The 24,447-nt window shown below is 41.8% G+C and carries 20 protein-coding genes; 12 read left to right on the top strand and 8 right to left on the bottom strand.

What is annotated here, in order from left to right; translation table 11 throughout:
- Window positions 1–5 precede the first annotated feature (5 nt).
- Window positions 6–1,064, bottom strand: coding sequence for an NAD-dependent epimerase/dehydratase family protein (locus tag AAU57_RS04225; RefSeq protein ID WP_231717766.1), 1,059 nt, complete (start codon window positions 1,062–1,064; stop codon window positions 6–8).
- A 26-nt stretch (window positions 1,065–1,090) separates the two neighbouring features.
- Here AAU57_RS04225 and tyrS point away from each other — a divergent pair, with 26 nt between their 5' ends.
- Complete coding sequence (gene tyrS, locus AAU57_RS04230; protein WP_055411738.1) at window positions 1,091–2,389, top strand: tyrosine--tRNA ligase; 1,299 nt, start codon at window positions 1,091–1,093, stop codon at window positions 2,387–2,389.
- A gap of 26 nt (window positions 2,390–2,415) precedes the next feature.
- Window positions 2,416–2,571 carry a hypothetical protein gene (locus tag AAU57_RS14970; protein WP_156339994.1) on the top strand — a complete coding sequence of 52 codons (156 nt, stop codon included), beginning with the start codon at window positions 2,416–2,418 and terminating at the stop codon, window positions 2,569–2,571.
- Window positions 2,572–2,625: 54 nt separating this feature from the next.
- Here AAU57_RS14970 and AAU57_RS04235 read toward each other — a convergent pair whose 3' ends face one another.
- Both AAU57_RS04235 and AAU57_RS04240 read right to left on the bottom strand, forming a co-directional pair.
- Window positions 2,626–3,600 (bottom strand): acyl transferase, encoded by a 975-nt coding sequence (locus tag AAU57_RS04235; protein WP_231717767.1) that lies wholly within the window; start codon window positions 3,598–3,600, stop codon window positions 2,626–2,628.
- Window positions 3,601–3,682: 82 nt separating this feature from the next.
- Entirely contained in the window at window positions 3,683–5,731 is a 2,049-nt protein-coding gene (locus AAU57_RS04240) for a lamin tail domain-containing protein (RefSeq protein ID WP_055411739.1), read from the bottom strand.
- 247 nt (window positions 5,732–5,978) lie between these two features.
- Here AAU57_RS04240 and AAU57_RS04245 point away from each other — a divergent pair, with 247 nt between their 5' ends.
- Both AAU57_RS04245 and AAU57_RS04250 read left to right on the top strand, forming a co-directional pair.
- Window positions 5,979–6,671, top strand: a complete 693-nt coding sequence (locus AAU57_RS04245; RefSeq protein WP_055411740.1) for a response regulator transcription factor — start codon at window positions 5,979–5,981, stop codon at window positions 6,669–6,671.
- Window positions 6,672–6,798: 127 nt separating this feature from the next.
- Window positions 6,799–7,743 (top strand): sensor histidine kinase, encoded by a 945-nt coding sequence (locus AAU57_RS04250; RefSeq protein ID WP_410503885.1) that lies wholly within the window; start codon window positions 6,799–6,801, stop codon window positions 7,741–7,743.
- Here the strand turns inward: AAU57_RS04250 and AAU57_RS04255 are convergent.
- A complete protein-coding gene (locus AAU57_RS04255; protein WP_055411742.1) occupies window positions 7,647–8,756 on the bottom strand; it encodes a glycosyltransferase in 1,110 nt (369 codons plus the stop codon). The genes AAU57_RS04250 and AAU57_RS04255 overlap by 97 nt on opposite strands.
- 69 nt (window positions 8,757–8,825) lie before the next feature.
- Here AAU57_RS04255 and trmB point away from each other — a divergent pair, with 69 nt between their 5' ends.
- The 3 genes from trmB to AAU57_RS04270 are packed head-to-tail and all read left to right on the top strand — an operon-like array spanning window position 8,826 to window position 10,449.
- Entirely contained in the window at window positions 8,826–9,497 is a 672-nt protein-coding gene (gene trmB, locus AAU57_RS04260; RefSeq protein WP_055411743.1) for a tRNA (guanosine(46)-N7)-methyltransferase TrmB, read from the top strand.
- Window positions 9,494–10,114 (top strand): LysE family transporter, encoded by a 621-nt coding sequence (locus AAU57_RS04265; RefSeq protein WP_055411744.1) that lies wholly within the window; start codon window positions 9,494–9,496, stop codon window positions 10,112–10,114. Before trmB ends, AAU57_RS04265 begins: the two co-directional genes overlap by 4 nt.
- Window positions 10,114–10,449: an MGMT family protein gene (locus tag AAU57_RS04270; protein ID WP_055411745.1), complete on the top strand. Its 336-nt coding sequence runs from the start codon at window positions 10,114–10,116 to the stop codon at window positions 10,447–10,449. The genes AAU57_RS04265 and AAU57_RS04270 overlap by 1 nt, the downstream gene beginning before the upstream one ends.
- 67 nt (window positions 10,450–10,516) lie before the next feature.
- Here the strand turns inward: AAU57_RS04270 and AAU57_RS04275 are convergent, their stop codons facing one another.
- A complete protein-coding gene (locus AAU57_RS04275; RefSeq protein ID WP_055411746.1) occupies window positions 10,517–11,902 on the bottom strand; it encodes an NAD-dependent succinate-semialdehyde dehydrogenase in 1,386 nt (461 codons plus the stop codon).
- A 106-nt stretch (window positions 11,903–12,008) separates the two neighbouring features.
- On the bottom strand, window positions 12,009–13,373 hold the full coding sequence (locus tag AAU57_RS04280; protein ID WP_055411747.1) for an acyl-CoA dehydrogenase family protein: 1,365 nt from the start codon (window positions 13,371–13,373) through the stop codon (window positions 12,009–12,011).
- 239 nt (window positions 13,374–13,612) lie between these two features.
- Here AAU57_RS04280 and AAU57_RS04285 point away from each other — a divergent pair, with 239 nt between their 5' ends.
- On the top strand, window positions 13,613–16,528 hold the full coding sequence (locus tag AAU57_RS04285) for a PEP/pyruvate-binding domain-containing protein (RefSeq protein WP_055411748.1): 2,916 nt from the start codon (window positions 13,613–13,615) through the stop codon (window positions 16,526–16,528).
- Window positions 16,525–17,757, top strand: coding sequence for a serine hydrolase (locus tag AAU57_RS04290; protein WP_055411749.1), 1,233 nt, complete (start codon window positions 16,525–16,527; stop codon window positions 17,755–17,757). Before AAU57_RS04285 ends, AAU57_RS04290 begins: the two co-directional genes overlap by 4 nt.
- A gap of 7 nt (window positions 17,758–17,764) precedes the next feature.
- On the opposite strand, the gene AAU57_RS04295 is transcribed toward AAU57_RS04290, so the two are convergent.
- Together AAU57_RS04295 and AAU57_RS04300 are read right to left on the bottom strand one after the other, a co-directional pair.
- Window positions 17,765–20,590, bottom strand: a complete 2,826-nt coding sequence (locus tag AAU57_RS04295) for an Npt1/Npt2 family nucleotide transporter (RefSeq protein ID WP_082438538.1) — start codon at window positions 20,588–20,590, stop codon at window positions 17,765–17,767.
- The gene (locus AAU57_RS04300; protein WP_055413668.1) at window positions 20,562–21,515 is read right to left on the bottom strand and encodes a serine hydrolase; all 954 of its coding nucleotides are present in this window, start codon (window positions 21,513–21,515) and stop codon (window positions 20,562–20,564) included. The genes AAU57_RS04295 and AAU57_RS04300 overlap by 29 nt, the downstream gene beginning before the upstream one ends.
- Window positions 21,516–21,680: 165 nt before the next feature.
- On the opposite strand from AAU57_RS04300, the gene hemW reads away from it, so the two are divergent.
- From hemW to AAU57_RS04315, 3 genes are read left to right on the top strand one after another with little or no spacing between them, the layout of a single operon-like run.
- The gene (hemW, locus tag AAU57_RS04305; protein ID WP_055411751.1) at window positions 21,681–22,817 is read left to right on the top strand and encodes a radical SAM family heme chaperone HemW; all 1,137 of its coding nucleotides are present in this window, start codon (window positions 21,681–21,683) and stop codon (window positions 22,815–22,817) included.
- On the top strand, window positions 22,814–23,635 hold the full coding sequence (locus AAU57_RS04310) for a DUF6624 domain-containing protein (RefSeq protein WP_231717768.1): 822 nt from the start codon (window positions 22,814–22,816) through the stop codon (window positions 23,633–23,635). Before hemW ends, AAU57_RS04310 begins: the two co-directional genes overlap by 4 nt.
- A complete protein-coding gene (locus tag AAU57_RS04315; protein ID WP_231717769.1) occupies window positions 23,635–24,438 on the top strand; it encodes a cyclase family protein in 804 nt (267 codons plus the stop codon). The genes AAU57_RS04310 and AAU57_RS04315 overlap by 1 nt, the downstream gene beginning before the upstream one ends.
- Window positions 24,439–24,447 lie beyond the last annotated feature (9 nt).

Below are 24,447 nucleotides of genomic sequence, written 5' to 3' on the forward strand. Positions count from 1 at the left end.
CCGTTTTAATTTTTCTGTTTCTGGTAATCTAGAGCAACGCGCTCGATAGTTGGCTTGAGATCTTTAAATTCATAGGATAGCGCATCGGTTACCTTTTCATTGCTGTAAATGGTTCTTGAGGTAAACGTTTCAATCTGAGCGAGACTTAGACCCTTTGTAATACCTAGCCAAGATGGTATTTTAAGAAGCGCATAGACTGTATACAACATCCATTTTCTCAATTTGAAATAGGGTTTCTTTGATTTAAGTGATGTAGCGATAAGATCTAGCAAATCTTTAAAAAGCTGATTATCTGCAATTAGAATAAAGCGTTCATTTTTGATGCTGGATTCCATGAGTTGCTGCATGATACTCACCACATCTCTCACGTCCACAAAACCAGAACTTCCGGAGACATAAAAAGGTTGGTTATTGGCCGTTTTGCTAAACAATTGACCGCTACCCGTATCGTAGCAACCTTCTCCCAGAATAACTCCAGGATTCACTATGATAACTGGTAAACCTTCTTGAGAAGCACGCCAGGCTTCCATCTCACCGCCGTATTTTGAAATGGCATAATCGGTATTTTTAGCATCTGGATTGAAAAAATCTTCCTCATTGATGGACTGGTCGCCTAGAGGATTTCCCAGCGTCGCAATACTGCTTACATAACAAAACTTTTCCACCTTACGAGCAATGGATAGATCAATCAGGTGTTGGGTTCCAGTGACGTTCACTTTCTTCAATTGCTCAAAGGAATCGGCATCTAGTGCCGCGGCGCAGTGATACACCTGTGTTACACCTTTCATCGCATTTTCAAGGCTGGGTAAATCCAGAATATCTGCCTGGATCCAGTTGATGTCATCCACCAGCGAGGCTGCTCCACCCTCATAGGATTCAAAGATGCGCCTGGTTTTATCAATAGAAGCTTTAGTCCTGTAAATGGCGTTGATGGTTAGTTCGCTTTCGCGAAAGCGATATAACAAATGGCCGCCTACCAGACCAGTTCCTCCTGTGACTAGAATCATGTCTGTAAAAATACACAATAGCCGCCGTTGTGCGCCCGCAAGTTGCGTAAAGCCCATATATTTGCAGGTTTTAAAGCTAGATTATGTCCTACGATTTTGTAAAAGAACTGCAATGGCGCGGTATGATTCACGATATCATGCCTGATACGGAAGAATTACTCAACGCTGAAACGGTAAGTGGTTACATAGGTTTTGACCCAACGGCAGATTCCCTGCACATAGGAAGTATGGTCCAAATCATTTTGCTCATGCACCTGCAACGTGCTGGCCATAGACCCATTGCGTTGATAGGTGGTGCGACTGGGATGATAGGAGATCCATCTGGTAAAAGTGCAGAGCGCAACTTGCTCACTCAGGAAATTCTAGATAAAAATATCGCTGGTGTAAAATCTGTCATCTCTAGGTTTATTGATTTTGAAGATGGTCCAGAAGAAACGCGTGCCGTACTGGTCAATAATTATGACTGGATGAAGGATTTCAGTTTGATTGATTTTGCCAGAGATATAGGTAAGCATATCACAGTCAATTATATGATGGCGAAAGATTCTGTCAAAAAGAGAGTTTCTGGCGAAGGTGATGGAATGAGTTTTACAGAGTTTACCTACCAACTGTTTCAAGGTTACGACTTTGTACACCTTTATAAAAAGTTGGACTGCAAGCTACAGATAGGTGGCTCTGACCAATGGGGAAATATCACAACGGGAACAGAGTTGGTTCGTAGAATCACTGGTGGCAAGGCTTATGCTTTGACAACTCCATTAGTGACAAAAGCTGATGGTACAAAATTTGGAAAAACAGAATCTGGTAACATCTGGCTGGATGCTGATAAGACTAGTGTTTATAAATTCTACCAATTCTGGATCACTGCAACTGATGAGGACGCGATTAATTGGATCAAGATTTTTACGTTTCTGGATGAGAAAACCTGCAATGACTTGATCGAGGAACACGCCAAGGATCCAGGTTTTAGAATTTTACAAAAAAGACTGGCCGAAGAAGTAACTGTTATGGTTCACGGTCAAGAGGCCTATGAAACTGCCGTAGAAGCCAGTAAGATTTTGTTCAGTAAGAAAGTGTCCATGGAGCAATGGAACCGGCTTGATAAAGAAACCCTATTAGAAATCTTTGAAGGCGTTCCACAGACTACCATTTCAACATCAGATCTTGAAAAAGGTATTGAAATCGTTCCTTTCCTTACTGATGTTACAGGCTTTTTGCCTTCAAACAGTGAAGCGCGTAGAGCCTTAAAAGAAAACAGCCTTGCTATCAACAAGGAAAAGTTTGAAGAGGATAAGATTGTGGGCTTAGACGATGTGATTGCGGGTAGTTTGATACTGCTGCAACGTGGTAAAAAGAATTATTTCTTGGTGTTAGTCGACTAACAAATATGAAAAAATCACAGTCAATAATGGCAAGAATACTGGTGGTTGCTGCCTGTATTGTTGGTGGCTTTTTCTTTATACAACAGCTTGACAAGCCAGGTTCATGGCAGTTTTTTGCTGCGCTTGCAGGATTTCTCATATTCATAGGATTTGCCGTGCTGGTGATCAAAAAGACAAAGTAGGTTACAAGAACCAAGCTACATCTTTCAAAATAAGGTCGTCATTAAATTGATGCGTTAGCCTATTGCCAGTAAATTACAGCCACGTATATCAGAATTATCAAATCTACCCAAAACTTCAAAAGTCCCATCTGCATAGGTTTTGCAAAGGTCTTGAGTGGCGATGAAAGAGCAGGATTCAATATTGGCTAGGTCGATGACGTTGAGTCCGCCAGTTTTTCCATGAGCGATGCTGCTCAAGGGATCATTGGTGTCTCTTGCGCTTACCTGCATCCATGATGGTAGTTTAAAGTGGATGCCGTCTGGAGCGTAGGCTTGTGATAGCAATTCCGTCATACCATATTCACTATGAATTTGTGCCTTTGGGAACGCGCTGCTTAGAATTTTATGCAATTCTGGTTTGATGATTTCTTTTCGCATTCCCTTCATGCCACCAGTTTCAATAATGATCGTATTATCAAGGGCCATTGGGAATTTTTCTGCCAGCTGTAACAGCGCAAAAGTGACTCCTATCAAAATTACCTTGCGATCTAATTGTTGTAATTCTTTAAGGATCACAGATAGATCCTGAAGATTGTTCAGGTAAAAACCGCTTTTTGAATTATTAGAATGTTTGATCCATCGATCTACCATGTAGACCAATGAAGAACCTGTACGCTCTAGATAATGGGGTAAAAGCGCGAGGATGGTGTATTCCTCAGGATTGCCGTAGAATTTTTCAAAACTATGATCAAGGCTTTGATTGTAGATTTCCAGATCGTGGACGAGGTGCTTTGAAGTTGAGGTTCCTGTGGTGCCGCTACTCGTAAATACTATTTCTGGTTTTTTTTCTGGCTCTGTAGTTATCTTGTGCGTTTTGAAAAACGAAATAGGCAGAAAAGGAATGTCGCTAACCTGACTAGCCAGGGGTTTTCTTAAAAATGAACAATATTGCTGGTAAGCTGTATTGTGTTCTAGTTGATACCGGTAGATTTCCATGGCGAGCTGTTCGAACTGCTCATTATCTTCAATATCAAAAACGGGAAACCTCACTTGAACTATTTTGATTCAAAAGTAAACAAAAAGCGCCGCAGGATATCCTGCGGCGCTCTTGATATAATCTGTTTTAAAGGATTTACTTCACTACTAATTTTCTAGTTTGGGAAGCTTCTCCTTGAGTCAATTTCACAATGTAAAGACCTGTGTTTAGGCCACTGATGTTAACAGAAGTCGTTACTGCTTTTTGGTTCACGACTCTTTGTCCTAATGTGGAGAAGATCTCTACATCTACACTACCACCGTTAGTTACGTTGATGTTCAACGTTCCAGAAGTTGCTGGATTAGGATACATAGAGAACTGTAATACGGACTGGGATTCATTAGAAGCGGTTGCTCCATTAGGTGCTCCTGGAGTACCTAGGTCACCATCACCGTATGGAGTTGTTGCAGTTACCCAATTAGTCCCGTCGTCATTAAGTTCTGCTGTGAAAGCATTACTCATTAATTCCATACTTGCTCCTGTTGGATCTGGGAATGTCACTCCATTATCCCAAATGACCTGATCAATTACAGTTGCGCCACAACTAATGATTACGCCGTCTGTTCCATTGCCTAAAGAGATGTCGTTACCATAGGTATAGTCAGGAGTTAAACCACCGTTAGGAGTTGCACTGTTTGCGATAACAATGTAACCACCAGCTGGAACAATAACTGACGTCGCTATGGTATGAGTTTCGGCAGCTTGATTGTCATCTGAAATCACCCAAGACTGAATGTCTATATCATTTGCGGTTGTGTTGTAAAGCTCGAAGTATTCACCGTTAGGATCGTTTCCAGCGGCAGATGGATTCTGCATCACTTCTGTGATGATGATACTACCTACTGGAGCGCAGGTGGCAGATGCAAGAACACTACCGGTGATATCCAAAGTATCATCTGGAGCATTGTTAGCAGTTGCGGTTACAGTTCCAGTGAATTCACCAAGAGTCTGTCCAGCTGATAATCTTACAAAGACATCCACAAAATCAACTCCACCATCGACAGATGGTATATCTACAGATGTGCTGTAAGTTCCATCTTCTACAAGCGCTACTTCAAATGGTGCATTAACGGCTACATTGATACCAGATGCATCTAAAAACAATCCTGAAACGGTGAATGAATCAGCCGTTGATGGACCATTGCCCTCAGTATACTGTAGATTATCTACATTTCCTGAAATAGTAACTTGTGGATCGTCTGCGGTAACGGTTCCTGCTACGGCAACCGTTTGCGTGGTTGCATTTACAGAACTTACCTCAATAGATTCTGCATAATCACCTGCGGTCAAACCAGCAGGTAGTCTTACATATATATCTGTAATAGGAAGTTCACCGTTTGAAGGAAAAGCTACTTCTACACTGTCAGAAAACCCAGCGCCACTCGTTAAGGAAACTTCAAAAACAGTTGAAGAAACAAGAACGGAACCTTCTAAATTCATACCAGAAACCGTGAATTGACCTTCCTGGGATGGACCATTGTTTTCAAAGTAGTCTAGACCTGTTACCGGGCTACCGTTAACATTAATGGTAGGCTCTTCACTAGCCGTTGTAGTATAGGTGCCAAATAAGTTTTCATAGAAAGATCCTCCATTACATGAACCTTCTCCATTAAGAGAACCTGTTGCGTTAAAACTCCAGTTACCTGCGCTAAAACCTCCATCTGGTCCAGTACCGTTAATTCTGGTAGCATAGGAATCTGTATATTCCCAAACCTCGCCCGTACCGTCGGTACCGCTAGCGCCGTATTGATCAATGACGGCACCAGAACCGTCTACAAGACGTACGCGGTCATCACCATTGTTGTTTGCGACATTGGATTCTAAAGAATTTCCAGCAGGAACATTAGGAAACTCCTGAGCAAATATGTCATTAGCATTGTTCCCGTTGCTGTAAACATAGACGAACTCATCCGTCTTGATCCCTAAGTCTGAGAGTGCCTGCGCATCACTAAAACCAACGTTTGCATTAGCCTCTTTCTCTAGACTATATTGTGAGAAATCTACCTCACCGTCGGCATAAATTTCAATTACTTTAGGCGTACCACCAGAACAAGTAGCATCCAGAATACCCGTAATTATAGGTTGTTGAGCAAAGGCGATCGTGGCCATAAAGAACATCACGATCAAAGAGTAAGTTTGTTTCATTTGAATATGTTTTTCACAAATATATGGGGTTGAAATCATTATAGACGGCTGGTTTTTGGGATTTAATGATTAGATAACACTATGTTCGATAAACTACATTGTTAGGCGATGGGATGAGGTGTAGTTCGCTTTCGCGAAAGCGATATCATCAAGAATTCCTTCCCTAAATTATCAATGTGACACTTAACCATATGCTAACCTTAGTGTTTGTAAAGTTGAGTAACTTAGCCCTTTATTAATCTGATCTATGAAAGAATCCAAAGCAAAAATCCTACTGGTTGATGATGAGCCGGATATCCTGGAAATAGTGAGCTACAACCTCAAAAACGAAGGTTATCAAGTATATACCGCCGAAAATGGTGAGGAAGCCATCAAAAAGGCGAAAAAGAAAAAACCAGACCTAGTGATCCTAGATGTTATGATGCCGGTGATGGATGGTATCGAGGCCTGCGAGAAGATGCGCAAGATGCCAGAGCTGGATAAGACCATTATCACTTTCCTTACCGCAAGAGGCGAGGATTACTCTATGATTGCAGGATTTGATGCAGGTGCAGATGATTATATTACTAAACCTGTAAAACCACGTGTTTTGGTTTCTAAAGTAAAATCCCTACTACGACGCAACGTGGCCGAGAAGGAAACCGAAGACAATGTGAAGAAGTTGGGAGATCTTGTCATTGATCGTGACCAGTATAAGATCTTCTTCAAAAAGGAAGAACTCATATTGCCACGTAAGGAGTTTGAACTTCTTTCCTTACTTACGGGTCAACCGGGAAAGGTTTACACGCGAGAAGAAATCCTGGATGTTGTCTGGGGAAATGAAGTCGTAGTAGGCGGCAGAACCATAGATGTCCACATTAGAAAACTGCGAGAAAAACTAGGCGATAAGCGTTTTAAAACCGTCAAAGGAGTAGGCTACAAATATGTCCAGTCCAAATAAGAGCAGCACCAGACCCAGCTATAGATTTGCTTTAAGATCCTCTATTTTCATAGTGCTTATTGTGTTGCTGTTGATGGTGGCACTTCAGTTAATTGGGGCAACTTTTAAAGTGTGGCACTTTGGTGTGATGCTTCCCAGTATTTTTATTATCTGCTTTCTGGTCATTCAATATCGCGTTCAGAAATTCATCTACCGCCGCATAAAAAAAATCTATGAAGACGTGTCCTTACTGGAGTCAACCAACTTTGCAGATCGTGAAATTGCGACAGACATGCGCACACTTACCAGGCAGGTAGAGCAATTTGCACGCAATAAGAAAATTGAGATTGAAACACTTAAGGTGCGAGAAGCCTACAGGAAGGAATTTCTGGGTAACATCTCACACGAATTAAAAACTCCGCTTTTTACGGTTCAAGGATATATTGATACGCTTATTGAAGGAGCGCATAAGGATAAGGCTATACGCAAGAAATATCTGGCGCGTGCTCAAAAAGGTGTGGAACGCCTTACCTATATCGTCAACGATATGGACATGATTACAAAACTGGAGATAGGTGACATGAACCTTGAAAAAACCGATTTTGATATTGTAGAATTGGTAAGGCAGACTTTTGATCAGTTTGAGATGAAAGCCGCAAAGAAGAGCATCTCTCTAGTATTTGACATGGTCTATTCAAAACCTATTATGGTGCATGCAGATCAGGAACGCATCCAGCAAGTCATTTCTAATCTCTTGGTGAACTCTATAAAGTATGGTAAGCCTAATGGAACCACAGAGGTCGCTATTGAAGATCTCATCAACAATAAGATTATCCTAAGAGTTACCGATAACGGCGAGGGAATCGACAAGACCTACATACCACGACTTTTTGAGCGTTTCTTTAGAGTGGACCGCACAGGTTCAAGGCGTGAAGGTGGTTCTGGATTAGGGCTTGCGATCGTGAAGCATATCGTAGAGGCACACCAGGAAAGGATCTATGTGGATAGCGAGTTGGGAATAGGGTCTGAGTTTTCATTCACTTTAGAAAAAGTCAACTCGATCAAAAAGGCTAAAGAGGCTGCATCATCTTGAAGTTTAGCTAAGCCTTCATAGTCATTTACTTGCTCTAGCATTTCTATTTCAAACTCATCTTGTGTGGCAAAAGGAGCAACTCTTTGTAACTTAAGGTGCCTTGCCAGATACTCTTGCTCAAATTGTCCTGGCGTTGGTATTAAAAATGCTTTTTTCTCTAATTCGCACAAATCCATAATGCTTGTGTAACCGCTGCGGCATAGAACAACTTTGGACCTTTCGATAGCTTTTTGAAGGCCGCTGGTAGATAAATAATTGTAATAGGTAACTTTCCCTTTTATTTCTACGCGCTGCTCTGGCTCAATAACACCAGCGACAAACAGGACTTTGCCCTGATAATCTTTTATTTGGCGCAACAGTTTTTTTTCTAGAATACTGCGCTGAGGTTCTGGACCCGACAAAAGGATGAGCAGATCATAAGTGACCTTGGCATCGTTCGATTTTTTGAATCGGCTTATGGGGCCTAAGTAGACTTTGTGTAATGTAGGGTCTGTATTTAGAGAAAGCTTGCCAGTCAGGTTAGGTGCGGTTTGATGGTCTGGAATCCAGCAGGCATCAAATTTTTTAATGTAGTGCAAATGCAATTGAGTGCTTAACCAAGTGGTGCCACCTGACAATACTTGCAGCTGGTGCGACATGACTACACAAGGGATGGTTCTTGTGTAAAGTCCCAATCTATTGTCACTAATGACACCGTGTAGATCGTGTTCTAAAATAAGGTGTTGCAGTAATTGATGCTCCAACCGTATGGCATTCCAAATTTTAGGCGAGTCTTTAAGCAGTTTGAGCTTGAGGTTTTCGCCTTTTTCTGCATAAGCGACATCATAGGCAGGAAGTTCAACGGCAACCAGATTGGGAAACTCCTTCTTAAGCAGTTCCAGCGCATCACCATCACTGGCAATGATAGGGCGATCACCATTGTCCAGCAAGGCTTCTATGATGGGAATACAGCGAGTTGCGTGACCCAAACCCCAATTAAGAGGTGCAACCAAAATGTTTTTGGATATTTGCATGCGGTAAAAATACACCTTGCCTGTGTGCAGTGTGGAAATTGCACTTTATCTAACCTTTAAATAATTGTTGTGGGAAGTAAGAATAAAATGAAGCGTTTTAGGGAGAATGAAACCTTTCCCAATGTGGTCCAGCCCTCTAGAGAACAGATGGTTAATGGATTTGAATGGAAGGGAAAATGGTCTCAGTTCTTCAAGAATGACAACCCCATAACACTAGAATTGGGCTGTGGAAAAGGTGAGTATACCGTGGCACTGGCCCGCAAGTATCCTGACCGCAATTTTATAGGGATTGATATCAAGGGAGCTCGTTTTTGGCGTGGTGCAAAAACAGCTGTCGAGGAGAAACTTGAAAATGCTGCGTTTTTGAGAACGCAGATTGAGTTGGTGGATCTCGCTTTCGCGAAAGCGGAAATATCAGAAATTTGGATCACCTTTCCAGACCCGCAAATTAAATACAAGCGTACCAAACACCGCATGACCAATCCAGAATTTCTCGATCGGTACAGAACGATCTTAAAGCCCGATGGCATCATTCATCTCAAAACCGATTCTGAGTACATGCATGGGTACACACTAGGTTTGCTGGAAGGACTAGGAGAAGAGATTTTATATGCGCATCATAACATCTATACAAATACCGAGGCGCCTGATGAGGTCATAGGAACGCAAACATTCTATGAAAAGCAGTACCTTGAGGCTGGAAAAGCCATAACTTATATGAAGTTCAAGTTGCGTAGATGACCTATTTTTTACACTTACTGTTCGGTTTTACCATAGGGTTTATAGGTGTCATACCACCAGGACTCCTTAATTTGACCGCGGCAAAAATCAGTGTAAAGAGTGGAAAAAGAGCGGCAATTATTTTTGCGATAGGAGCCTCTTCAGTAGTGATCGCGCAAGTTTATATAGGTGTTTTCTTTTCTAAGCTTTTAAGTCTCAATCCAGATGTGTTGTTGATGGTAGAGCGTTTTGCGATCATCATATTCTTTGGTCTTAGCATCTTCTTTTTTATACGCGCTCGGCTGGATAGCAAACCAGAATTTAAAACGGTTCACAAGTCAGATTATAAAGTTTTTGGTCAGGGAATTATTCTTTCAGCGCTCAATATATTTCCTATACCATTTTATATAGGATTTAGCTCCTTTCTAGCGAGTAGGAATGCCTTTACTTTTGAATTTCCCATGGCACATCTCTTTATCATAGGAGCCACAACTGGAACATTTTTAATGCTATGTGCCTATATCAAATATGTAAAGAAGCTAAAATTTGACAGCGACACTTTTGCCAGAAAAATTCATTACCTGTTGTCTGCATTAACGCTAGCAATTGCTGTATTTACCTTGATAAGAATTAACTAATGGCTGGAGATTTTTTTGAAAAGGTATACGAAGTTGTCAAACAAATTCCTGCAGGTCGAGTAACTAGTTACGGCGCCATAGCTGCTCATTTAGGAGCGCCGCGCAGCAGTCGTGCGGTAGGTTATGCTATGAACGCTTCACATTCACAAACAGATGTTCCGGCGCATCGCGTCGTCAATCGCAAAGGTCTATTGACGGGCAAGCATCATTTTCAAGGTTCTAATTTAATGGTGCAGCTTTTGGAGAGTGAAGGCGTTAGGGTAAAGAAAGATCAGGTACAAGATCTTGAATCTATTTTCTGGGATCCTACAGACCAGTTGGATCCACTAGAATAGTCACAAAATGAGTCATAAAAAAAGCCACGGCATTGCAGTGGCTTTTTTATTACTGTGCGTACAAAGATTAGTTTTCTAATCGCATAATTGCTTTAACATTTACAAACTCTTTGATACCAAACCCGCCATGTTCACGTCCATATCCCGAACGTTTTACACCACCAAATGGCATATTAGGCTGCGCTAGTCCAAAGGAGTTAATAAATACCATTCCTGTGTCAAAATGTTTGCTGGCAAGTTCAAAGGCTTTGTCTTCATCTTTGGTGAAAATTCCGCCACCTAAACCAAAACGGCTATCATTGGCAATGCGCATAGCATCTTCAGCATCTTTTGCTTTGATCAATGAAGCAACTGGTCCAAATAGTTCGTCATCATATCCTGGCTGTCCTGGGTGAACATTTTCTAGAACGGTAGATGGATAATAAAATCCTTTTCCATCTGGCATCTCTCCACCACATAATACCTTGGCTCCATTAGTGACGCTATTTTTAACCTGCTTATGCAAATCATCTCTCAAATCTTTACGAGCCATAGGTCCCATATCAAACTCATCGCTAGTAGGATCTCCATGCTTGATGTCTTTCATCGCCTTTACAAATCCTTTCTTGAATTCATCATAAACAGCCTCAACAACTACAAATCGTTTTGCTGCGATACATGTTTCACCATTATTATAAATTCTTCCTTTCACGCAAGCTTCAACGGCTACATCAAGGTCTGCATCTTCAAGAACCAAATAGGCATCATTTGATCCCAGTTCCAATACCATAGGTTTCAATGCTTTTCCAGCTTTTTCTCCAATGATTTCTCCTGCAACCGGACTTCCGGTCAAAGTCACACCACGTACTAGATCATTGTTGATGACCTTGTCAGACTGGTCATGATTAATGACTAGAGTGGTAAATAGATTTTTAGGTAATCCGGCTTCTTCAAAAATCTCTCTGATTTTCTCACCGCATCCCGTAACTGATTCCGCATGTTTTAGTAGAACTCCATTTCCAGCAGCTAGATTAGCAATCGCGTATCTTATAACTTGGTATGCTGGATAATTCCATGGCTGTATTCCATAAATAACACCAATTGGAGAATAGGTGATTAATCCGCGACCGCCATTAGGCAACTCACGCTTTTCATCTGCTAATTCTTTAGGGGCAATTTGCGCCGTATGATCACAAATACCGGCACAAAGATCGACTTCAGATTCACTTTGGGACAAAAGTTTTCCCATTTCTGCAGTCATCAGTTGGGAAAGCTCTTTTTTGTATTCCTTTAATTTTTTACCAATGGCTTTTAATACTTCGCCACGTTCTTCAACGGTTTTGGTTTTCCATTCTAAAAAGGCTTTGTGACATTTTTCAATAGTTCCAGTTAGTTCATGGTCTGTCATGTATGGATAGAAACTTAGCTTTTCTTCCGTAGCTGGATTGATGGTGGTTATTCCTTTATCGCTCATAATAGTTTATCGTTTGATTGTTTACCTTATGAAGGTACAATCCTACTAGAGCACAAGAGTAGTCTTTAAGTCAACCTTATTACGGTTTTATGTTAAGCTTAATACTTTAGCTCACAAAGGCGCTATAACCAGTGATCGCTCGACCTACAATTAGGGAATTAATTTCTTTGGTTCCTTCATAACTGTAGATGGCTTCAGCATCTGCCACAAATCTGGCGACGTTGTGTTCCAGTAGGATTCCGTTACCACCTAAAACTTCACGGGCACGAGATACGATATCTCTGGTGCGCATGGAACAAATCACTTTGGCAAGTGATGCGTGCTCATCCTTCAAAATTCCTTGATCCTGCATTACGCTCAGTCTAAAGCAAAGTGTCTGCATACTGGTGAGATTGGATATCATTTCTACGAGGTGGTTTTGAACCAGTTGGAAGCTTGCAATAGGTCTACCAAATTGCTCTCGCTTCTTAGTGTATTTCAACGCGTTCTCATAGGCGCCACGAGCACATCCTACCGCTTGCCACGCCACACCTGCGCGAGTCATGCGCAATACTTTGGCCGTGTCTTTAAAACTCTCTGCATGTTGCAGGCGATCACCTTCTGGTATCACACAATTAGTCAGTGTGATAATCGCATTTTGCACGATGCGCAAGGCCATTTTATCTTCCATTTTTTCTGCATGGAAACCTGGATTGCCCTTGCGTATCAAAAATCCTTTTACCTGGTTGGAGTCCACATCTCGTGCCCACAAGATCACCACATCTGCAAAAGTGGCGTTACCTATCCACTTCTTTTGACCGTTGAGGATCCAGTTCTCGCCATCCCATTTACAAGTGGTTTCCATACCGCCAGCGATGCCGCTACCGGTTTCTGGCTCTGTAAGACCAAAGGCACCAATCTTTTCCATTCGGGCCATTTGAGGCAGCCATTCCTGTTTTTGTTCTTCACTACCACATATGTAAATGGATCCCATGGCAAGACCGCTATGCACACCGAAGAATGTCGAAATAGACACATCCACACGTGCGATTTCTTCTGCAATGATACCTTCAGTCACAAAGTCCATTGCTGGACAACCATAACCTTCATAGGCGATACCTGCGATGTTCAGTTTTGCCATTTTGGGAATAAGATCGTGCGGGAAAGCGGCTCTATTCCAGTAATCATTAGCAATAGGCTGCACCTCATCTTCCATAAAATTGCGTACCTTCATTTGCACCTCGCGTTGTTTTTCAGTCAACTCCAGGCTCAGATTGTAAAAATCACCATCAATAGGCGGCAGTTTGTGTTGTCCTTTTTTCTTTTTGGTCGACAGCATTTTCATCAATCCCGCAAGTTGTCGATCATCCAGTTCACCAACCGTATCCATCACTTTTGACAAGTCCACCTTGGCATTGAGTGCCGCGAGTTTCTCTAGATCAATATTTTTCATCAAATCGATGGTTCCCTTTATTTTACTGAAAATGGACATAGTTCTAATTTTTGTAACAATTTACTTTAGAGGGCAGCATCGCCGTGTTAATGAAAGCGTAATATTAGATCGATGTGCTGGTGTCAGTCACTTGTCCTTCGGTATCACTAGGCTTGTAGGTAATTTCGCTTTCGCGAAAGCGAAAACATCTTCATCATTACGGTACGGTAATTGACTTTTACCTAGTTAAACCGCTCTTAAACAGTATTTACTTACATTCAAAATCCTATTTTTGAACAATGAAAAACATTACCCTACTACTATTTGCAGTGCTGCTTTTGTCCACTCCAGCACTAGCTCAAGAATTTACTAACGACCGTATTGCAGCCATGATAGAAGAGTATCGCGATCTGGATCGTGGTCCCTATAAAAGAATCGAATGGTTTTGTGCAGATGGGACGCGTCGCGACTCTAAGGATCCATGTCCTGACGCCTTAGGCGGCGGTATACAGCATGCTAGCTATAAAACTGAAGTGGAACAACTTGCAAAGAGAAACCACATTTATTTTGGAGAGATTCTGGCAGCGGCAGACTTGTGGAGCTTTTGGGATGGTGACAACGACCACTCTAGATTGAAGCAATACCAGCTTAATAATTATCTAGTTGCGGCAGATAATGGTTGGATCCAGGAAAAATCCAGATTTTACCGTGGTGCCAAACAAATTGAGGACGAAGAGGAATGGGGTCGCAAGTTTTATTATACCGTATTAGGTGACAATGATTTGATCGATCGTGATTTTTTCCTTTTAAGAGAAAGCCTGCGCGATCTGCCACACGATGGCGATACCAACCTGGCGCAAGAAGTGCGTAGCATTAGTAAAACCCTTGCCGAAAAGCATCCCAAATTCATGGATTTACGCATCAAGATTCATGGCAATCCAGAGGCTAAGGACATTGCCTCCACACGCGAATGGGTCAAAGAACATAATGATGAGTTGAGCTTTAAGGAGCGAGAAGAATTTGAAAAGCTCATTGAAGTGATGCAGGAATTTTTTGAACCGGTGCCGGTAGCTGGTCTAGAAAAAATGGTTGCTGACTGGGATAAGGATTCTTACATAAGACAGCAAGCAATATTGTTTTCTTCTACATATACAAACGACACAGAGCCTTCCATTTTAGTTCCTGCAGCTGCTGGATTGATGTGTGATATTAGAAACAACATAAAGGACGATAAGCGTGGTACACGCAGGACCTCTGCTTTGGAACTGAGCTTGAGGTTAGAAGAATTGATTTTTCAAACGGTGCCCAATTGGGAACCAAATACCTTACAAGAACATCTAGACAAGATTTATGCAATCAGCGAGGCATTAGCTGCTGGTGGTTATGTAGAACAATGGGAATGGGATGCGGTAGAACCTAGACTTTTCATAACAGAAGGTGAGACCATTAAAACAAGCAAGTTACTGGATTTTATCGCTGCAGCTCGCAGTCAGGTAGAATGGGGAACAGGAATGGTCAATGCCATCTATGGCGATGTGGTGGAAGAATATGTGCAGTTTGAACCTTTGGCGTATGGATTCTATGACGACCGCATACGCAGTTCTTTATTACTACCATTAGGTGATGCTATTGGCGATTTAGGTGGATTGGTTTCTAGACAAATAGGCTTGACCAGTCAAGTCGAAAAGATAAGCAACCCATCAACGGTTCGTGGATTGAATGCTGGATATGCCAAAGGAAAACTTGTAGTCGTTGAAGGAAATGCAGAAGGCATGACCGTTGACCCTAATAAGATCTACATTTTTGACAGACCGCCTAGTGATTTGAAACCAGTGGCTGGAATTGCAACGGTGTCAGAAGGTAACTTAGTGTCACACGTACAATTATTAGCTAGAAATCTAGGGATTCCCAATGCGGCCATCTCTACAGATAACCTAGCCGACTTGAAAGCATTTAATGGCAAGGAAATATTTTATGCTGTAAGTGGTCGTGGAACGGTAGTAATCAAATCTGCTGAAGAGATGTCTGACACTGAGAAAGCACTCTTTAGTAATAACAAAAAGGAGAAGAAGACCATTCGCATTCCTGAAGGTAAGTTGAAGTTAGATGGCACTATGCCACTTGACATGAGTAAGGTTTCTAGTGCGGATAGTGGCATATTGAGCGGCCCTAAAGCAGCTAATCTAGGACAACTCAAACAGTTATTTCCAGAACATGTGGTCAACGGCATCGTGATTCCTTTTGGAGTCTTTAAGGATCATATGAATCAGCAAATACCTGGTCAAGATCAAACATATTGGCAATACCTCACTCAAATATTTAATACGGCCAAATCTATGCATGAAGCAAAAGTTGATGAGGCTGAAGTGATCAAGTATCAACTAGCAGAATTTACCAAACTAAGAGCTGAGATCAATAGAATGCCTATGAAGCCGGCTTTTATAGGTCAATTGGAGAGTGATTTTAAAACCATTCTTAACGGTAAAATAGGAACTGTTCCTGTGTTTTTGCGCAGTGATACCAATATGGAAGACCTGGAAGAATTTACTGGTGCTGGACTGAATCTTACCGTTTTTAACGCTGTAGAGCGTGATAAGATCATTCAAGGTATACGAGATGTATGGGCATCTCCATATACAGAACGTAGTTTTAAATGGAGACAAGCCTATTTAGAAAATCCAGAAAATGTGTACCCATCGATCCTTATCATACCAACCGTGGATGTGGACTACAGCGGTGTTTTGATTACTAAGGATTTTATCAATAATAGTGATGATAGAGTAACTGTTGCTATGAGTCGTGGTGCTGGTGGTGCCGTAGACGGTCAATCTGCAGAAACCTATCTCATCGATAACGACGGAATGGGCCAACTCATATCACCGGCACGAGAAAACAAGCAGCGTAAATTACCGATCACTGGCGGTTCTATCATGGAGCATGCAGATTTTAATTCTAGCATATTGACTCCAGAAAACTTAAAAACGATTAAAAGATTTGCAGAAGAAGCTCATAAAACCATGCCTGGTTCCAAGAATGGTAGTTATACTGGAGCTTGGGATATTGAGCTAGGTTTCAAGGATGGTAAGTTATATCTCTTCCAGATCAGACCGTTTGTAGAAAACAATCAAGCAAAAAACTCAGAATATCTATCATCGATAGACAGTGATGTTAACCTAAATACAGAACTGTATCTCAACAAAAATATAAGAAATTGAAAAAGCATTATTACATCACATCTATTTTGATCATTGCCGTAATCACTATGGCAATCTATCCCATAGATGGATATGAAAGAACAGGAATAAAGCGCCTCAAGCGATTGGAAAAAACGCTTGATAGCACCATAACGGAATATTATCTAAAACCAGGTTCCTTCAAAAAAACTGATGAAATCAATCTATGGTTGTGCGAGGACACCGTTGCGACGGATAGTATCATGATCGTCGACGAGGACTTTCAAAACAAAATGACTCGACTCTTTCCCAGACGCAGTGGATATGCGATTACCGTATTGGATATCACAGATCCTGAGAACATGCGTTATGCAGAGATGAACGAGAACAGTGGCTTCCAGCCAGGTAGTGTAGGTAAACTAGCGGTAGCGACTGCATTCTTCACACAATTGGCAGCTCTGTGTCCAGACGACTTTGAAGTACGCACAAAACTGATGCGTGAGAAAGTGGTGCGCTCTGGAATTTGGGGAGTTGGTGATCACCATACCGTTCCTATTTACAATATCGAAAAAGATAAGTTAGTCAAAAGACAAGTTATTGCCAGTGATGAATTTAGCTTGTACGAATGGGTAGACCATATGTTAAGCGTGAGTAATAATGGAGCAGCCAGCATTGTCTGGAGAGAGGCCTTGTTGATGAAGCTTTTTGGGGATGAGTACTTTGACCTCACTCAAGAAGAAGCCGATGAGTACTGGGAAACCGCAGATAAGAAAATGCTCAGTGAGGTAGCTACAGAGTTGGTCAATCAACCTTTACGTGATTTAGGCATCACTCATGATGAATGGAGATTGGGTAGTTTCTTCACTAATGGTCCTGATCGTATTGCAAGAGCAACTGGTGGAAGCATAGGAACACCTGCGGGATTGATGAAATGGTTCATTAAGCTGGAACAAGGTCAAATTGTAGATCGTCAATCCAGTCTTGAATTGAAAAGATTGATGTACATGACAGATCGCCGTATAAGATATGCCTACAGTTCAAGATTGAACGATGCTTCTGTGTACTTTAAGTCAGGAAGTTATTACAGCGGTGGTGGCGCAAAATATGCAGGGACAAAGTTCAATTATATGAATAGTGTCATCATGGTAGAACATCCAGATGGAACGAATTACATTGTTTGTTTGATGTCAAATATCTTGGGTAAGAACTCTGCTGGAGACCACATGTATTTAGCAAGTGCTATCGATAAAGCCATCCGCTCAGAAGATTAAATAAGGATTACGCAATATTTCTAATGTTGCGCATTTTCAAATAGGCCTCACTAGCTGCAGCAGCAACTATGGGGTCTTTTTTTGTTGTGGCTCTAACCAGTAAAGGCATGAAATCTTCGTTTCCTGAATCTACTATGACTTGAATGACAAGTTTATTAAGAGCACGATCCTGTAGCTCTAGTAATTGTAGATAACATTGCTTTTCAGTAGGCAAATGAATGCGGTCATTTATCTCTGATAGGTTTGCATCATGGCTGCTTATGGAAGATTCAATGATAGGGAACAGCTGGGTTTTGAAATTACGTGAAATAAGCCCTTCCAGAAATTCCATGGTGGCTCTACGAGTTTCCTTTTTATCACTTTGTAGTCCGCGATAGGCGATGAAAACATCCCTGGAATTAAAATGCAGCGCCAGGATATTAAAGATTCTCTTCAAATTGTTGTCCAGGGCCTTGCGCAACCCTATGATGAGTTCTTTTCTGGAACCTGTCTCATGGATGTCAATCACCCTTTCTGGATGTAAATTGGATCGCTCTACAATGCGCTGGCAGTAATAGCAGGCTTCTAAGAGGCGATATTGTTCACATTCAGACCTGATGATCTTAAAATATACGCGTTGCGGAATGTGAAGGTCGCCTTGGGCCTTTTTGAAAACCGAAAGCTCATTAGTGATTCTCGTACGCAATTTCAGGCTGCCTTCCTGACTCAAGCTCAAGAGTGCTCGCACTGCCTTGGTGGTTCCCAGTTCTAAAAGAATGTCTGGTAAATATTTCTTGACGGCTATGGGAGCCACTGGATCCTTGTAACGCTTTATCAAATATGTAATGATGCTGTTTCCATAATTAGAGATGGCTATTATGGCGCTTTCGCGAAAGCGTGCATCATCCAACTCATTGATTAACAACGGTAAAAAGTTTTCATGAGCTGTATTTCCTGCTGCAAGTATGGCTGCGGTGCGCAACTCGTGATCTGGATTTTCAAAATATCTAAGGATAAAACGGTGTCTATTTTCACCTTTTGCATACCCTATAGCCTTGACCAGTTCGATGACTTCTTCTTTCCTGAAGTTTCCTTCATTGCGGTCCAGTTCGTCCAAAAATAGATTGATACGTAGGTCTAGGTTATATTTTGCGGCCAGCTTAGGATTGTCTTCGGTTTCCTGAGCCAGACATAATAATGCTGCACTGGAAATGTAGTCGCTCTCGTGATCCAAGTAATTTTCAAAAAACTGCTCTGGGAATTTAGTGTCCTGGCTCATTAGGTATTGCATGGCCGCGAGAACGACCTCGTCGTTTTCAGTGTAAATCAGGTCGTGAACTTTACCTACGGGATGGCCTCGATCAACATATTTTAAATTGGCAATCGCACTAGCCACCACGTGTGGATCTGAATGTTCCAAAAGGTTGATGATGGGCGCTTTGAGAGATCGATGTGCCAGTTCTGGGACGCGATCCAGCATGTATAGGATGTCTTTTGACCCACCAGATTCAAAGACTACTTTCATGTTGTTGCGTATCAAACTGTTCGAGCGTTTCTCGAGTTTGATCTGTTCCTTGCTCACGATCATTTCCTTAAAGGTGCCAAAGTACGCATCACGTACCTTCATGATCATGATCACCCATGCAACCACTAATACCAGAATGAGTATGGTAATAAAAACAGGCGACAGATCAAACGCCCTTACAATGAATATCAGAATCAGACCCGCGAGTCCAGTGGCAACGCTATCCACGACGACATCGATAAAGGTTTTGGTTTTGTTCTTTACATCGCTAGGAATAGGCAGTGCGAGTAGTTCTACCGCACTCTTATGAAGCGACTGCTTCAAGCTACCATCTAGGCCTTTAAGAACAATCACTACCCATAATTCTGGTATGAACAATAGCACGACGCAACAAAAGACGATTCCTATAGGAAGTGCGGCAAGGCCAGTACTCACGCCACTTTTTGATAAAATGTGTCTTGTAATAAATAGCTGAATAACCAGAGAAACTATATTGAATGTAGAAAACCAAAATCCAAAAAAGGAAGCCAGTTCCTGCGAGTCTGGAATATTGCGCGACGAGATGTAGCTAAATTGATAGTCCACCAGTTTTGCCACCAGAACGCCTATCCCAATGACTGCTGCCAGCGCAGACAGGTGTTTTGAGTTAAATATAAGTTTAACACTGCTCTCGCTAGAAACCGTGGCACGTTCCTTACGTTTAAAAGAACTCAACTTATCAACGCGATTGCGCCAGATGGAATTCATCACAAAGATGCAGCCCATGATCATGAAACTTGCCAGTATCAATAGGGCGCCATTCCCAACATGTTCTGCCAGTAGGGACGTGAGATAACCACCTACAATACCACCAGCAATACCACCAGCACCTATAAAACCAAAAAGTCGCTTTGCTTCTCTAACATTGAAGACGACGTTTGCCATAACCCAAAACTGACTGGTAGCCAACAGGGCAAACAAGGCAACGATCGTGTAAAAACAATAGGCTAGAAAACCGTTAAAGTAACCTACAGCAATGAGGACACCCATGATCATAAAGATCACGGTAAACACCATCAATGTGTAGCGTATGAGTGACTTGAGCTTGAACCGCTCTAATGACTTGTTATAGAGTAATGATCCTGCAACTGCAGCAAGGGCGATGATCACAAAAGCTTCCGCTAGGGCATCTGCGCCCAGTTCAGAAAGGAAAAGTGCGTTAACCGTAGGCTTGACTACGAGTAACGCACTTATAATTAAAAATATGTAGAGTTGCATGAGAAGCGAGATCGAAAGCTCGCCACTCCTTATGTCAAAAACTTTACGTATCCTGTCGGACAACCACTTCATTCTCTTGTTCTAATTCTACAGGCAAGATAACAGATTTGCGCAATGCCAATTCTGCTGGCTGTACTAAATTTCTGATAATTTGTTCACCGTTAGGATCTTCAATCAGCGCAACAAGAATGTACTTTCTGCCATCTTCTCCCCAAACTAGGATAGAGTCAGAATGCCAGTTTTTCCATGATCCGCTTTTTCTAAAAAGGCGTGCGTCTGGCGCAATACGATCAAGAGTATTTACAAACTTGTGGTGCAATGATGGATTTTCCATAATGTCCAACATTTCCTTGCTTCTTGTTTTGTTGATCAATTGACCGGTAGCCAATTGATAGTAGAATTTTGCTACTGCATCTGTTGTTGCTGCGTGGCTTAAACCTCTTATAGGCTCTGGATTTCTTTTTCCTTGAGCGGCATATCTTTTACCTACCCAAAGACCACCAACGCCATCCTTGTCATAAAATGGATTGGATGGATCACACATCAGGTCTTCAATCTTTTGAAAACCTACACGATCAATCATTCTGGTAGATGCTGCGTTGTTTGATTTTGAAATCATCAACCACATGTCATCTCTAACCTTAGGCGTATCTTTTAGTTCACCATTTTCAATCGCGTCCATTGCTGCATATAAAACGGCAATTTTAGGAAGGCTGGCAGCATACATCATGTTGCTACCATTGATACTGGCGTATTTTATATTCTCTGCATCATTAAGATCAACTAGGCTTACTGACATCCTTTTTTGCTGGATCAACTTCCTCCAGTCAGGGTTTGCCATCAATTGAGCTTTTAGATTGAGTTGTAGGGTAGTGTTTTGAAACGTTTTAACATCTTTATTATTCAATGCTAAGTTTACTAGCGGTGCATCATCGTCTGCTGCACTCATATTCCAAGAAGCTGCTAGGAATAGAAAAATAAGAATTCTGTTTAACATACTGATTTTTAGGGTTTTTCGATTCATGTTAAAAGATTCATAAACCATGCCGAATGTATTTAATGATATGGTTTTAAAACGTTAAAAACCAACATTTAACACTTTTTATCCTTAGGCTATGATTTGAATCATCCTTTTAACGATTGAACGTTACATTTGTTGCACATGAGCGGCATTTATATTCACATTCCTTTTTGTAAGCAAGCTTGTCACTATTGTGACTTTCATTTTGTGACATCCATGAAACACAAGAATCGTGTAGTGGCGGCGCTTCAGGAAGAATTGCGGCTGCGCAGTAGCGAGGCAAAAAACACCAGTATTGAGACCATATATTTTGGCGGTGGAACTCCTAGCGTTCTGGAAAGCACCGCTATCGATGCTATTATTGAGACCGTTTATTCCAATTATCAGGTAATTGCTGATCCAGAAATCACTCTTGAGGCAAATCCTGACGACTTGACACCAGAAAAGATAGAAGCACTTGCAAAGACCAAAATCAATAGATTGAGCATAGGCGTGCAATCCTTTTTTGAAGAAGATCTCAAGTTAATGAACAGAGCTCATAATGCGGTAGAGGCGATGGAGTGTATCTCGCTTTCGCGAAAGCGTTTTCCCAACATATCCATTGATCTTATTTACGGCATCCCAGGATTGACTGACGACCGCTGGCGCGAAAACCTTTTCAAGGCCATTGACCTGAAAGTACCGCACATTTCAAGTTATGCGCTTACCGTGGAAGATGATACCGCGCTTAAGACGTTTATTGAGAAAGGTATTATTGATGAGGTCGACGATGAACAGGCGCAACGCCAATTCAATATTTTGCTGGATACCATGCAGTTGCATTCCTATGAGAATTATGAGTTTTCAAACTTTGGCAAAGAAGGCTTTTTCTCTCGCAACAATACCGCTTACTGGACAGGTAAATCCTATATAGGCATTGGTCCCAGCGCGCATAGTTTTGACGGTAAAAGGCGCGCCTGGAACATCAACAACAATGTCAAATATGTAAAAGCCATTGAGGCTGGAGACTTGCCTCAAGAAATTGAGGAGCTTACGGTAGTAGATCGTTACAATGAATACATCATGACTGGTCTGCGCACCATTTATGGAGTTTCCTTATCGCATGTGGAACGTGAATACGGTTCCAAATTCAAGGAGTATCTCTTACAGCAATCCACAAACTATCTCAAGGATCATTTACTATATTTAGATGATGATACATTGCGCGTCACTCGCAAGGGAAAATTTCTGAGTGATGGTATCGCCAGTGAACTCTTCATGCTCAACCTTAATTCATGAAATATTTCTTACTCCTTTTCATTTCCTTATTGATCTTTTCATCTTGTAAAACTGAGGAAGAAGACCAGCTTACCAGATTGACTTATGATCAAATGACAGATCTAGTCATTTCTAATGCCTTGGTACTACCTGATGATGTGAAGTATTATGGGCTGGACGGTACATTGCTCAGTGAAGAGGAAAGAGAAGCCGCGTCTGAAGATCTGCTTTATGCAGACTGGTATATCAATAACGAGTTGGTGCTCATCAAAGTCCAATTAAATGATTCTGACGCCGAAAGAAAACGTCGCAAGAAAGAGCCCTTATTTACCAGCATCGATAACCTGGATTGCGCCAGGCTTGATGCTATTCTTGAAGAAATCTACGATCGCGATCAACAAAATAGAACCGACAATTTGATGGACGAGTCTATCGACCAGAACAATCTGGAAGCTATTGAGCTTATTCTGGACAAGTGCGGCATGCCTACCAGTGATACCAGCAGTAGCAAATCCCTTCAAGGCATCTGGCTGGTTATCCAGCACGCTGGTGCCGACAAACGTGAGCAATATTTTCCGTTATTGGAAAAGGCAGCACAAAGAGGTGATCTGGATTTGCAGGACATCGCATTGATGAAGGACCGCATGCTGCTGGACAAGAATGAACCTCAAATTTACGGTTCTCAAGTTTTGATCAATGACGGCATCTATGAGCTGTACCAGTTACAAGATCCAGAAAGGGTAGATGCAAGACGAGCCACAGTTGGCTTAGGCCCGTTATCAGAATATCTGGCGCATTGGGACATTGAATTTAGCGTTGTCCAAAAACCACTGAACTAATGAAAGTTATAACCCTATTCCTTCTGGCCACGTTGGTCTCTTGTATCACTACAAAAAACGACCCTATGGAAACTACCTTACTCATTGACGACCAACCGTTCTCCATCGATCTTAACAATCCTATTGACATAAGTCTTGCGGTAAAAAACAATGCCGGCGTTGGCGCCTGGTATATCGATCAGCCCAAAATTACACATGTTGAAGTGGACGGTTACGTAGGCAAGGTTTCCATGGGCGGCAGCACTAATTTTAATGATGTGTTTTTCAATCCACACAGTCATGGGACGCATACAGAATGCATAGGTCACATTACCGAAGAATTTCATAGCGTGAATAAGGCGCTGGATAAAAGCTTTTTCACAGCTCAACTCATCACGGTGACTCCAGAAAGTCGTGATGGCGACCAAGTAATCACGGCTGCCATGTTTGAGGATTTGGATAAAGTAGATGCAGTGATCATACGCACGCTGCCCAATACAGATGACAAAAAAAGCAAGAATTACAGCAATACGAATCCGCCATATTTGATGGAAGAGGTGATGTTACGCTTTCGCGAAAGCGGCACCCAACACGTCCTCATCGATTTACCCAGTGTTGATAAAGAAAGAGATAACGGTGCCTTGCTGGCTCACAAAGCCTTCTGGGATTTTGATGGAAACCAACGATTAAATGCCACAATCACAGAGTTGATCTACGTTCCTAGCGCTGTTGCTGACGGGAAATATATTCTAGACCTGCAGGTGGCGCCAATTGAAAATGACGCCGCGCCATCGCGGCCTATCCTATATGCGATTAAATCCTAACTTTGTCAT

The sequence above is a fragment of the Nonlabens sp. YIK11 genome (assembly GCF_001413925.1).
Taxonomy (GTDB): domain Bacteria; phylum Bacteroidota; class Bacteroidia; order Flavobacteriales; family Flavobacteriaceae; genus Nonlabens.

Coding starts and splice junctions, on each gene's coding strand:
- AAU57_RS04225 (WP_231717766.1), bottom strand. CDS start 1,064: ATGGGCTTTACGCAACTTGCGGGCGCACAACGGCGGCTATTGTGTATT.
- tyrS (WP_055411738.1), top strand. CDS start 1,091: ATGTCCTACGATTTTGTAAAAGAACTGCAATGGCGCGGTATGATTCAC.
- AAU57_RS14970 (WP_156339994.1), top strand. CDS start 2,416: ATGGCAAGAATACTGGTGGTTGCTGCCTGTATTGTTGGTGGCTTTTTC.
- AAU57_RS04240 (WP_055411739.1), bottom strand. CDS start 5,731: ATGAAACAAACTTACTCTTTGATCGTGATGTTCTTTATGGCCACGATC.
- AAU57_RS04245 (WP_055411740.1), top strand. CDS start 5,979: ATGAAAGAATCCAAAGCAAAAATCCTACTGGTTGATGATGAGCCGGAT.
- AAU57_RS04250 (WP_410503885.1), top strand. CDS start 6,799: ATGCTTCCCAGTATTTTTATTATCTGCTTTCTGGTCATTCAATATCGC.
- AAU57_RS04255 (WP_055411742.1), bottom strand. CDS start 8,756: ATGCAAATATCCAAAAACATTTTGGTTGCACCTCTTAATTGGGGTTTG.
- AAU57_RS04265 (WP_055411744.1), top strand. CDS start 9,494: ATGACCTATTTTTTACACTTACTGTTCGGTTTTACCATAGGGTTTATA.
- AAU57_RS04270 (WP_055411745.1), top strand. CDS start 10,114: ATGGCTGGAGATTTTTTTGAAAAGGTATACGAAGTTGTCAAACAAATT.
- AAU57_RS04275 (WP_055411746.1), bottom strand. CDS start 11,902: ATGAGCGATAAAGGAATAACCACCATCAATCCAGCTACGGAAGAAAAG.
- AAU57_RS04280 (WP_055411747.1), bottom strand. CDS start 13,373: ATGTCCATTTTCAGTAAAATAAAGGGAACCATCGATTTGATGAAAAAT.
- AAU57_RS04285 (WP_055411748.1), top strand. CDS start 13,613: ATGAAAAACATTACCCTACTACTATTTGCAGTGCTGCTTTTGTCCACT.
- AAU57_RS04295 (WP_082438538.1), bottom strand. CDS start 20,590: ATGAAGTGGTTGTCCGACAGGATACGTAAAGTTTTTGACATAAGGAGT.
- AAU57_RS04300 (WP_055413668.1), bottom strand. CDS start 21,515: ATGTTAAACAGAATTCTTATTTTTCTATTCCTAGCAGCTTCTTGGAAT.
- hemW (WP_055411751.1), top strand. CDS start 21,681: ATGAGCGGCATTTATATTCACATTCCTTTTTGTAAGCAAGCTTGTCAC.
- AAU57_RS04310 (WP_231717768.1), top strand. CDS start 22,814: ATGAAATATTTCTTACTCCTTTTCATTTCCTTATTGATCTTTTCATCT.
- AAU57_RS04315 (WP_231717769.1), top strand. CDS start 23,635: ATGAAAGTTATAACCCTATTCCTTCTGGCCACGTTGGTCTCTTGTATC.